At 46.0% G+C, this 11,873-nt stretch carries 13 protein-coding genes; all 13 read right to left on the reverse strand.

Annotated features, from left to right (window positions below):
• Positions 1-11: 11 nt before the first annotated feature.
• Entirely contained in the window at positions 12-587 is a 576-nt protein-coding gene (locus AC1WMD_RS07785; protein WP_494256546.1) for a GNAT family N-acetyltransferase, read from the reverse strand.
• A 203-nt stretch (positions 588-790) separates the two neighbouring features.
• The gene (locus AC1WMD_RS07790; RefSeq protein WP_043905055.1) at positions 791-1,786 is read right to left on the reverse strand and encodes a FecCD family ABC transporter permease; all 996 of its coding nucleotides are present in this window, start codon (positions 1,784-1,786) and stop codon (positions 791-793) included.
• Complete coding sequence (locus AC1WMD_RS07795; RefSeq protein ID WP_043905056.1) at positions 1,783-2,820, reverse strand: FecCD family ABC transporter permease; 1,038 nt, start codon at positions 2,818-2,820, stop codon at positions 1,783-1,785. Before AC1WMD_RS07795 ends, AC1WMD_RS07790 begins: the two co-directional genes overlap by 4 nt.
• 27 nt (positions 2,821-2,847) lie before the next feature.
• Positions 2,848-3,819, reverse strand: coding sequence for an iron-hydroxamate ABC transporter substrate-binding protein (locus AC1WMD_RS07800; protein WP_494256547.1), 972 nt, complete (start codon positions 3,817-3,819; stop codon positions 2,848-2,850).
• Positions 3,820-3,943: 124 nt separating this feature from the next.
• Positions 3,944-5,404, reverse strand: coding sequence for an aldehyde dehydrogenase family protein (locus tag AC1WMD_RS07805; protein WP_494256549.1), 1,461 nt, complete (start codon positions 5,402-5,404; stop codon positions 3,944-3,946).
• Positions 5,405-5,423: 19 nt separating this feature from the next.
• On the reverse strand, positions 5,424-6,014 hold the full coding sequence (locus AC1WMD_RS07810) for a hypothetical protein (RefSeq protein ID WP_494256550.1): 591 nt from the start codon (positions 6,012-6,014) through the stop codon (positions 5,424-5,426).
• Positions 6,015-6,155: 141 nt separating this feature from the next.
• On the reverse strand, positions 6,156-6,689 hold the full coding sequence (locus AC1WMD_RS07815; protein ID WP_494256552.1) for an MFS transporter: 534 nt from the start codon (positions 6,687-6,689) through the stop codon (positions 6,156-6,158).
• Between the two features lie 74 nt (positions 6,690-6,763).
• Positions 6,764-7,492, reverse strand: coding sequence for an MFS transporter (locus tag AC1WMD_RS07820; RefSeq protein ID WP_494256553.1), 729 nt, complete (start codon positions 7,490-7,492; stop codon positions 6,764-6,766).
• A gap of 81 nt (positions 7,493-7,573) precedes the next feature.
• Positions 7,574-8,695 carry a cupin domain-containing protein gene (locus AC1WMD_RS07825; RefSeq protein WP_494256554.1) on the reverse strand — a complete coding sequence of 374 codons (1,122 nt, stop codon included), beginning with the start codon at positions 8,693-8,695 and terminating at the stop codon, positions 7,574-7,576.
• Between the two features lie 19 nt (positions 8,696-8,714).
• Complete coding sequence (locus AC1WMD_RS07830) at positions 8,715-9,212, reverse strand: DinB family protein (protein WP_494256556.1); 498 nt, start codon at positions 9,210-9,212, stop codon at positions 8,715-8,717.
• Positions 9,212-10,150, reverse strand: coding sequence for a fumarylacetoacetate hydrolase family protein (locus AC1WMD_RS07835; RefSeq protein ID WP_494256698.1), 939 nt, complete (start codon positions 10,148-10,150; stop codon positions 9,212-9,214). Before AC1WMD_RS07835 ends, AC1WMD_RS07830 begins: the two co-directional genes overlap by 1 nt.
• On the reverse strand, positions 10,147-10,578 hold the full coding sequence (locus tag AC1WMD_RS07840; protein ID WP_494256557.1) for an acyl-CoA thioesterase: 432 nt from the start codon (positions 10,576-10,578) through the stop codon (positions 10,147-10,149). Before AC1WMD_RS07840 ends, AC1WMD_RS07835 begins: the two co-directional genes overlap by 4 nt.
• Positions 10,579-10,592: 14 nt before the next feature.
• Positions 10,593-11,819, reverse strand: coding sequence for an FAD-dependent monooxygenase (locus AC1WMD_RS07845; RefSeq protein ID WP_494256699.1), 1,227 nt, complete (start codon positions 11,817-11,819; stop codon positions 10,593-10,595).
• Between the last annotated feature and the right edge of the window lie 54 nt (positions 11,820-11,873).

Consider the following 11,873-nt stretch of genomic DNA (forward strand, 5'->3'; position numbering starts at 1 on the left):
CTATAAGGTGATTAAGATTTTATCTTTATCCCATATTCTGATTTCAGGATTGAATAATTCGCCATATCACGAAACTTTCCTTTAATAAAGTATTTTTGTCTTGAAATTCCTTCTAATCTCATTCCCAGTTTTTGTAGAACTCTTTGCGATTGAACATTCTCAACCATACAAGAAGCTTCAATTTTATTTAACTCCATTTTTTCAAAGCCAAATTGAATAACCTTAGTGGCTGCTTCTACCATTAAACCCATACCCCAATACTCCTTCGATAGAATAAAGCCTATCTCTGCTCTAAAATGATGAGGAAACCACGCACAAAAATCAATTGTACCAATTACTTTCTTATTCTGTTTTAACTCAATTGCCCAAGGAGCTAACTTTCCCTCTTCATATTGCTTTAGGATATAGTTTATAAAATTATACGAGTCTTCAATAGATTGATGCGCCTCCCAAGGTACAAACCTTGATACATCTGGTTCGGAAGCATAATTAAACACATCTTGTGCATCGTCAAGGGTAAATTTTCGAAGGTTAAGTCTTTCCGTTTCGAGTGTTGGTAAATTATTATATATATCCTCAATTTTCATCTTCGCACTTCCCCCAAGAGCCTTTTTACTGTATTATTCTGCCTTTTTGTGAGATCTTCCTTCTTTAACTAAACTCCCCCTCTAAAAAACAATTGTTTTACCTATCAATAATAATGAATCTGTGTATGAAAAAAGAGGATATATGTCCTTATGTTGAACATAATATCCTCTAATCATTATAGTTAACACGATGAAGCCTGCCTTTAACGAGCGGAACGAGCCAGTACGTATAAAAAATACGGCGCACCGACCATGGCGACGACAATGCCGGCGTGAATTTCCGACGGTTGCAACACCGCGCGTCCAACCGTATCTGCCCCTAATAACAAACACGCGCCAAGCAATGCCGACGCCGGCACGACATAGGCATGATGCGTGCCGACCAACCGCCGTGCCAGATGAGGAGCGATGAGTCCAATAAATCCGATCCCCCCGCTTACCGATACGGAAGCAGCCGCTAGGGCAACGGCGGCCGCCAGCAATTGCAGCTGTTCCTTTGCCACCGCCACCCCAAGCCCGGTGGCGATCGTTTCGCCGAACGATAGTGCGTCCAGCACACGGGCTTTGCAATAGACGAAAAGAAACAGCCCAATCACCCACGGCAACAACGTCCACACATAGTCCCACGTCGCTCCCCAAATGCTTCCCGTCAGCCAAACCGCCGCAAATTGGTACAGCTCCCGACTAAGCCGCAGCGACAGCACCGTCATAAGCGCGCTTAACCCCGCGGCGACCGCCACTCCTGTCAAAACGATGCGTCCGGGAAGCAGGCCTTGCTGCCGCTCGTACGACAACGCAAACACGAGAGCGGCCGCCAGCGCGCCGCCGATAAACGCAAGAAACGGGAGAAAGAGCACAGGCGCGTCCGCGCCGGTTGGGAATAAAGAAAGATACAGCACCACCATCACTCCTGCACCGGTGGAAATCCCTAAAAGACCCGGGTCGGCAAGCGGGTTGCGCGATATCGTCTGAATGATACATCCCGAAAGCGCCAGCCCGGCGCCCGCTAATACCGCAATCAACATGCGCGGAAGGCGAAACTCAAATAAAATAAGCTCTTGCTTTGCCGTTCCCATGCCAGCAAGTGTTTTTACCACTTCCACTGGATTTATGCGGCTTGCTCCTGTATTAAGGCTGATGGCAACGATCACAAGCAGACAAAAGAAAAGAAGAGGAATCATCATACGACGGCGGTTCATGCAAATTCCCCCTTCCGCTTGCGGGAAACATACAAGAAAAACGGCACCCCGATTAACGCAAACAGCACGCCGATCGGCGTTTCATACGGCGGGTTGATCACCCGCGCGCCAATGTCTGCCCAAATCATCAATAATCCGCCAAGCACCGCAGAACACGGAATGACATAGCGATAATCGACACCAACAACAAAGCGGGCCAAATGCGGAACAATAAGGCCGACAAACCCGATCGGGCCGACCGCCGACACCGCGCCGCCGGCAAGCATCAGCACCACAAACGCTCCCGCTAACTTCACCATTTTCGTTTTTTGTCCTAATCCGGCCGCCACTTCCTCGCCAAAACTGAGAAGTGTTATTGACGGCCCCAATAATAAGGCAAAAACTAAAGCCGAAACAAGCCAAGGCGCCAGCAGTTTCAGCTGGCTCCATTTCACTCCTGCCACACCGCCGGCAAACCAAAATGCCAATTCTTGGCTGAGCTGAAAATGAATCGCGATTCCTTCGCTAAGCGAGGTAAACAAGGAGCTGACCGCGGCTCCCGCCAGCACGAGGCGAATCGGCGTCACACCGCCTCTAGAAAGCGAGCTGATTCCACACACGAGCGCTGCGGCAACCGCGGCGCCGCAAAACGACCAAAGGATGAGCGCTTGATACGAAAGTCCAGAAAAAAACGCAAAACAGACCGCCACCGCTAATGTCGAACCCGCATTGAGCCCAAGCAGCCCGGCATCGGCAAGCGGATTTCGCGTCATTCCTTGCATGATCGCACCCGCAACGGCAAAACCTGCACCAACAAGCACATCGGCAAGAGAGCGGGGCAGGCGCAAATCGCGGATCACGGCGTGGGCGGTTTGCCGCGCATCGTAATGGAAAAGCGCATCCCACACGGTTGCTAAGCCAATGTCCGCCGCGCCGACCGATATCGATGCGGCGATGCTAAAAAGAATGGTGCTCAGTCCAACGACCAGCACCAGCGCCGCCGCCCACGGGCGTGATGGCGTTTTTCGATCTTTTTCTCGTATTCCTGTTTCCATTCTCTCTCTCCTTGCTAGCAGCGCATCCTATTTTTGTTTAGCGGAAAGAAGCGTATCGACGACAAGATCGAGCTGATGTTCAAGTGAAATCGCATCCGAAAACCAAATGTCTTCGATCTTCATTTCATAAACATGATGGTTTTTAACCGCGTTTAAGTTTTTCCAAATCGCGCTGTTTTTCAGCTCTTTTTCCGCCTGTTCGGTTCCGTCCATTTTATATACCGTCCAAAACATATGATCAGCGGCATAGTCAGGCAATGCTTCTAGCGAAATCAATTTCCATTGCGGGCCTTGAATCACTTCTTGCTTAATTTTTTCTGGCGGTGTCAGCTGCAGAGCGTTATAAATAATTTGACCGGCGTGGCCAAAATTGTCGCCGATAGCATAAAAATCTTTTCCTTGCAGTTTATAAATGCCAACAGTTTCATTTTCGCCGATGACGCCTTTAATTTTTTCACGGGCGGCTGCCGCTTTCTCCTCAAATTGTTGAATCCATTGCTCCGCTTCCTTTTGCTTGCCGAGAAGCTCGCCAAATACGCGCATTTCTTCCTGAATGTCTTTATAATGGCCGAATGGAATGAAAACAGTTGGAGCGATTTTCGATAGCTGTTTGTATTGGTCTTCTAAATATACAATAATTAAATCCGGATTTAATTCAACGACTTTTTCTAGGGAAATCGGGTTACCGACGTTTTCAATGCCTTTTGCTTGTTCTTTTATGTACGGGTTTTCCATGACCGCTTGCGTGACGCCGACTGGTTTGACGCCAAGCGCCAGAGCGTTTCCTAAAAATTCATATGGCATTACCACCCGCTTTGGATGAGCGGGAATTTCGACTTTTTTGCCGTTCGCCATCGTAAATGTTTTCGTTGCTTTCTCTTCTGTTTTTGCCTGCTTTTCCGAGTCCATATTATTTTTCTCATTTCCGCAGGCGGCTGTGAAGACGAGAATAAGAACTACCATTATCATCCATGCTATATTTCTTTTTTTCTTCCACATCTTCTTGATCCCCCTCTAAACGATAATGAAAATCATAACCAATAAAAATGATAATCTTTTTCATTTAATGTGTCAATAAAAAAGAAGAAGCTAACCCTTATAAGAGCCAGCTTCCCCACCTAATTTAAAATGGATATGTTCTCTCCTTTGTTTGCACAGATACCCATTTGGTAACAGTAAATTCTTCTACAACCCATGGATTCCCGAATCTTCCTAACCCACTTGCTTTATTGCCTCCAAACGGAATGTTCGGAGCATCGTTCACTGTTTGGTCATTGATGTGGGTCATACCGCTGTCAATCTGTAATGCTAATTCTCTCCCTTTAGTTAAATCACTCGTAAAAATAGCGGAACTTAATCCATATTCTGTGTTATTGGCGATAGCGATAGCTTCTTCATCCGTTTTTGCTTTGATAATTGTAGCAATCGGGGCAAACAATTCAGTTTGTGCCAGCTTGCTCGACGGATCGACATCAATAAAAACATACGGAGTCAAAATGTTTCCGATTCGCTTTCCTTCTAAAGCCATCGTTATTCCTTCACGCTTTGCCTCTTCAATCATTCGTAATGCTTTTTCCATCTGCTTTTCATTAATCAATGGACCAATAACCGTATGCGGATCTTTCGGATCACCATATGGAAGTGATTTTGCTCTTTCTACGAATTTTTCCACAAACTCATTATACTTGCTTTCATGCACGATGATACGATTAATAATCATACAAATCTGACCTTGATGGATAAATTTGCCGAATATTGCAGCATCCACTGCACGATCCACATCAGCATCCGATAATACGACGAATGGGCTATTTCCCCCTAGTTCCAAAGCGACTCGCTTTAACTGTCTTCCCGCAATTTCTCCAATATGTTTGCCGACAGCAGTAGAACCAGTAAAGCTAATCAAACGGGCATGTCGGTTGGTTAGCATTTCATCGCCGATTTCTTCAATATCTGTTAAGATAACGTTTAATACCCCTTTTGGAAGACCGGCATACTCAAAAGCTCTTGCAATAATAACTCCTCCTGTTAATCCAACTTGAATATCCGGTTTATGCACAACGCTATTCCCTAAAGCAATGGCTGGAGCAATAGTTCTCATCGATAAGTTCAACGGAAAATTAAACGGAGAAATAGAGGCGATAACCCCTAATGGCAGGCGATAAATATAGTTGACTTTTCCTTCGATGTTAGAAGGTACTTCTCTCACTGTTTGAATTTCATCGGCATAACGCAAAGCTTCCTCTAAAATTTCGATCGCAAGCTGAAATTCCACATTTGCTTTGAGAAGTGTTCCCCCCGTTTCACGGACAATGACATCAATAATGGCTTCACGATTGGCTTGTAAATACTCCGCTGCTTTACGCAATACTTCTTTTCTTTCCTCTACGGATGAACGCGCCCACTCCTTTTGTGCCTCATTTGCCACCTCAAACGCTTCATGAAGCTGTTGTACCGTTGCCAGACGTATAGAGGTAATGACTGAATTATCATACGGGTTTAAAATATCGTATGTTCGACTGCTTTCTCCTTCGACCCACTCGCCGTTTATAAAACTTTGATTCCATTGTTCATAACGCTCCATGGCCAACCATCCTCCTGGATTATATAACATAAAATTGTTTTCCAATTAACCCCAGAGGCCAATGTCCATGTTCCAGCACAGCAATCAAGGAAAGAAACGGATTCGTTTCCCAGCCTTTAATATCAGAAACTAGCTCCCATGCGCATGCCATCCCGCCGATATACATCATGTAGCAAACCGCCGTTGTCACAGTGGAGGATCCGTATCGTCCTAACGCGGCAAATATCTTGTCAAAGCAATGGTGAAAAATTAGCGCTGGCACCTCATCCGTGAGAGTAAACAATACATCCAACCTGCCCACTTGTTCCGCTTGGTTCTTTATTTTCTCTGGCACCTGCTGCAATTGCGGCCATACATCGTTGTCTTCCAACTTCATTTCTTCTAAAAACGAAGGAAGCTCTTCTTCCGCTATCCACTTTATTTCGCAATGTTCCAGACCGAAGAAATGAGCAAATTCTTTAATTACTCGTTCTACTTCCTTACCGTCCTTCTCCGCAAACGATGACAACCAATTTACTTTTGATAAACGTTGAAGCAACCGATTCACTCGTTCATCGTTTAGACAGAGCATATCTTTCGTTATCGCGTTCGTATTCGGGGATGCAGCCATTTTCTTTCTCCTCCCATCTATTGATAGATAGCGCTTTCAAATAATTTTTCGTTGTCCTTTCTCTTCCTTTTCTATTTTGTCTAGAATCCTTTTATCTCGTTAAAAATATTTTCTAAGAAAACGAACGTATAATACTTATTGCTATACTATTTTTTCATTACTATCCACAATAACACGCTGACTATATTTTTCCTGAACGAAAGAAATAGCTAAAGCAGAAATAATACAAGGAACAGCAAATACTAGAAAATTACTACGCAAGGAAAGGTGCTGACTCAGCAAAACTCCTCCTAGCATTGGTCCAACAATCCCGCCGATCCTTCCCATTCCAAGCGCCCAGCCAATTCCTGTAGATCTCATTTCCACTGGATAATATTGCGAAACATAAGAATTCGCTACAATTTGCGTGTCAGTCGTTGTTCCGCCAGCCACGCCAATTAGAAGATAAAGAAGAAAGACCTTTGGTTTAAAGCTTAAAATGGTAAGAGTGAAAAACGCCAGAAAGAAAAAGCCAATGAGAACTTTTCTCCCGCCGAAGCGGTCAGCAAGCCTTCCACCAACAATAGCTCCCACTACCGCACCTGTGTTCAACGTGACAAGGAATGTTAAACTCGATCCTAACGGATATCCTGCTTCCTGCATGATTTTTGGAAGCCACGTACTTAATCCATACATCACTAGTAGACACATAAAGAATGAAATCCAAAACATAATTGTGCTTAGAGCGCGTTTTTCATAAAATAAGCTGGTTACTGGAAATCCAATATTTTTTCCACATTGATTACAAATTCATCTTGTTCGTGATACTTATTTTTCGGAGCCAGCTGGTTCAAAACGGAAACTAGACGCCGCTTTTGTCCTCTTTTGACATAAAAATGTATAGATTCCGGCATCCATCGATAAAAGAAAGGAACAAAAAACAAAGGAATAATCCCTGCCCACACGACTGCTCTCCAGCCAAAATGAGGGATCAGATAAATCGCACTGATCGATGCCACTATTCCCCCAAATGCATGACCGCTAAACATAATGGAGACCAGCGTGCTACGCCATTTTGTAGGCGCATATTCTGTCACTAAAGCAACAAGGTTCGGCATCACTCCCCCAAGCCCTAAACCCGCACAAAATCGTTGTATGCCAAATAAAGTACTGCTATTTGCAAATCCTGAAATAAAGGTAAACACGGTAAAAATTAAAAAACAAACTAGAATAATATTTTTCCTTCCAAACCGATCGGCGATGGGACCGAATAGCATCGCTCCAAACATCATGCCAATTAATGCATAGCTGTTCAATGCGCCAGCTTCAACAGGCCCAATCCCCCACTCTTTCATTAAGGACGGTATAATCGGCCCGAGCATAAACATATCGTAACCATCGGCCACAATAATAAAAATACACATCAGTAACAAACGTATATGAAAACGATGTAAAGGCTGCTTATCAATAAGATGATTGATATATATTTTTTCCGCCATCGTTACCAAACCCTTTTTATCTCCATCAATATAAAAACTACCATCCCCCCTGTAGTAGAAAAGATCACAGGGGAGATTGATTTACACAACGCCTACCTCCGGTTTAAACTCACTAACCACCTGTTGATATCCATTGTTGTTTGGATATTCCTCTTCCCGCTGCAAACCAAGCTTCTCCATAATCGGTAGATCATTTGCGCAGAATAATAGTGCTTCCTCATTGGACACATTCACATGTTCATGCCAAGCCCAATTTGGAATAACAAAATAATCTCCTTTTGTCCAATCAAAACGGACGCCGTTAATAACGGTATATCCTTCTCCTTTAAATACGTGGTAAATAGCCGAATACGTATGGCGATGCGCTTTGGAGTGATAGCCTGCCGGCAGCTTCTGCATCCAGGCAGCGATATTTGGATTTGCGGTATGTCCGGTCGATGGGTTGATATATTCGACGGCAATGCCGTCATAAGGATCCGGTTCAAAATCGCTTAGCCCCGCCAACGCCGCTTCCGTTTGTTTCCATTTGTATAACCCTAATGGCGCTACTTTTGCATTACGATCACTAATCGGCCGAACCATTCCACCCCGATATTTTCGCGCCGAGTAATCATCCGGCAATGATGGAGGTTCAATGCCATCCGGATAAGGCTCAAAGAAAGTACCGCCTGTTGCATAAATAAATGGAATATCCAGACAATCCATCCAAAACATTGGCCCATCTCCTGGATGGCTGTGGCCATGCCATAACCCACCTGGTGTAATTAAGAAATCTCCTTCTTCCATAAATAACCGTTCCCCTTGTACGATCGAATAAGCCCCTTTACCGTTGGTAATAAAGCGCATTGCACTTTGGGTATGTCGATGAGAAGGTGCCGTTTCCCCCGGCAAAATAAGCTGCACCGCTGCGTACAACGTATTGGTTGTCGACGCCCATCCCCATGGCTGGCGATGCTTTAATCCTGGATTTTGCAGGTAAATGGCTCTTCTTTCGCCGCCGCGCTCGGGAGTAAAAATTTGCGTCGCTTCAAGCAATAGTTTTTGAATAATTTCGCCCTTCCACAGATATGGAACAGCTTCTGGTGTCGGCTCCTTATGCATTAAATCGGGAATCGCTTCCCATAGCGGCCCTAAATGATACTGTTCGATTTTTTTCGTAAACTCTTTTACTTCCTTGCTTTGGAAAAACGAATTGGCTTCCATTCTTTTCTTTCGTCCCTCCTCATGCCCTTTGTTGTGATTCATATTTTTTCAAGTTTCTTTCGATCTGTTTATTGTGGTTTGCTAAATGTTCCGTGATAAAATGTTCGACTAAAAAAGCCATCGGTTTTATCCCGAATTTTGGATTGCGGTGTGGTGCTTCCAAAGCTAAATCTGCGTCACTCAACGAAGCAAACTGTTCATTGGCAAACTGCTTTGCTTGTTCGATCCCATGAATTACATCTGAAATGGAGCGTTGATCTGCCTGACGGACCGCTGCTAATCTCGCTTCATCTTGCAAACCTCTTCCCCATTCGGTTCCGCCCGCGCGAATGACACGAACAAGCTCTCTTGTCCAATAACCAATCATTTCTTCCACATGACAAAGTATCTCCATAATAGACCATTCCTCGGCAGATGGTTTCCAGCGAATCACCTCTTCTGACAATGTTTTTGCTTTCTGAATCATTTCATCAATAGATTGATTCATTTCTTCTTGATATTGTTGAATTTTTGACATTACCGTCCCACCTCCACGGCGTTCGATACTGCTTTAATACGATTTTCAAGAACTCCTATCTTCTCTACTTCAATCCGCACCACATCCCCATCTTGCAAAAATACTTGCGGGTTCCGGGCTACTCCAACTCCACCAGGAGTTCCAGTACATACTACATCGCCAGGCTCAAGCGTCATAATATGGGATAAAAATTCCACTAAGTAATGAACATTAAATACAAGATTTTTCGTATTCGAACGCTGGCGTTCTTCCCCATTCACCGTCAACACAATCTCTAACGAATGAGGATCAGGAATTTCATCTTTTGTCACCAGCCACGGTCCCATCGGCGCGCTGCCATCCAGCGTCTTTCCTTGCAGCCATTGCAGCGTTCTACGCTGCAAATCCCTTGCCGTTACGTCATTGACGATCGTATACCCTGCCACATAATCTAACGCATTGGTCTGCGCTACATTGCGCGCCCGTTTTCCAATCACAAACGCAAATTCTGCTTCATAGTCAAGCTGTTCGGTAATTGGCGGAAGCGGAATGTCATCTTCCGGACCGATAATGGTATTGTTAAATTTAGCGAAAATCACTGGATACTCCGGCAATTCCCGTTTCATTTCCAAAATATGTTCCCGATAGTTATGGCCTACGCAAATGATTTTATTCGGTTTTAATACCGGGGCTTCGATTTTCACTTTGGTACGGTCCATCGTCAGCCCATTTTCCAAGGCGAATTCGACCGCTTTTTGCGCCTCTTCCAAACTTTTTTCCCCGCCTTCAAGCAGCTCGATTGTATTGGTCGGGACAAGCGCAGCGGCCAGCTGTTCGGCCCGCGGATATCCTTTTGCTTTTAACCGTGCAAGATACGCTTGATGAAGATCGATGACTTGGTCTTCCACGATGCACCCGGCACGCATCGCGTCTCCTAACCGGTAGTTAATGATTTTCACCATGATCCCTCCTCACGTGCGATCGTCGCGGCCTCCCGTTGCATTTTCTCGCGAACTTCAGCAGGAATCGGAGCCGCTTTCGGCCTGTCGCCGACAAACTTTGTCCAAACTCGCACCTCATATCCTTCCGCGACCAGCTGTTCCCCGCGGAAAAACTGGTGCTGAATGCGAAACGACTTTTCCCGCAGTTCGGCAATGGCCGACTTCACACATACTTGATCCTCAAAAAAGAGCGGGGAATTAAACTGGCATTTTGCTTCAACAATAGGCATTCCGATTTGCTCCTCTTGAAACAACTTCCACGTCGAATGCCCAATGGTGGCAAAAAAGTGATGGGAAGCTTCATCCATCCACTTATAAAAGTTCGGGTAAAAGACAATGCCGGCAGCGTCTGTATCTCCCCAATGGACTTGGAATCTGTACTCCATCTATTTTCCTCCTATCAATATTTAGTCGACAGTTGCGGCGGCCCCGATTTCGGACCATATGGCCCTTCATCAAGCCATTTGCCTAGGCGCGGCAAAATCGGGGCCAGTGAAGCAGCCACTTCCCTCTTCATATTGACGGCTGGAGCGCTTCCTTGAATGTGCTCTAAGGCGATGCCAGCACAGTCGCGGTTGTATCTTGCCGCGATCAGCCGCTCGTTGGCGGCCGCGGCAATGGCCGCTTTCGCTTCTTCGCGATTGGCCGCATCAAGCGCTGCCCGAATCGCTTTCGCCGCCATGATCGCATCCGGCACACCGGAGTTCATGCCGCGCGCGCCGAACGGGGCAAACAAGTGCGCCGCTTCACCGGCTAACAACACGCGATGATGACGGTCGGTCAACGACTCGGCAACGACTTGGAAAAAGCGGTACGTCGATACCCATGTGATGCGATCCGCATATTTTTCCGGCATCACTTTCGGCAGCCATTGTTTCACGCCTTCAACGCTGCCGAATTGTTCCGGATCATCCTCGTCAAGTAGCTGCAAATCAATTCTCCACCCTCCGGCAAACGGCACAAATAAGACATTGCGTCCGTCTACGGCCGGGTGTTGATAATGAAACACCCGCTCTAGCGGCAGCGGATCTGTTTCATCTTCCTTCACATCGACAACAACAAAGTAATCTTTCGTCCGCGGCCCTTCCATTTCAATGCCGACCGACTTGCGGACGGTTGAACGCGCACCATCGGCGGCAATCATATAATCGCACGCCCACTGTTCACCGGATTCGGTAATCATGGTGACTCCTGCCTCATCGGTATGGACCTCGCGAACCGGCGTCTCCCAGATAAATTCGACTCCTGCCTCAAGGCAGGCGTTATACAGAAATTTTTCCGCTTCCACTTGCGGCAAACTTGTAAATGGAGGAAGCTCCTTCGGATCAGGGGACGGATACCGTTTAACATACACTTCTTTGCCGCGGAATAACGTGCGCTTGACCGGCCAGACAACCCCATGTTTAGCAAACGTCTCCCCTAACCCCGGATAAATATCTTCCAAATGCTTTAATGTAGCTTTATGGAAATAAATCGCCCGGCTTCCTGGACGGAGACGGTCTTTCGGTTCTGCTTCAATGACCGTCGCCGGAAGCCCTAAATGGCGCAGCGCCAATGCCGCGGTTAACCCGATTGGTCCGGCTCCGACAACGAGGACCGGACGCCGCTTTACATTTGCTTGATCCATCATCAACTCTCTCCTTTCCCTTTTCGATATCCATAGCTCGGTTCCCGTCTATCC

This window comes from Parageobacillus sp. NEAU-HV-2 (assembly GCF_059115485.1).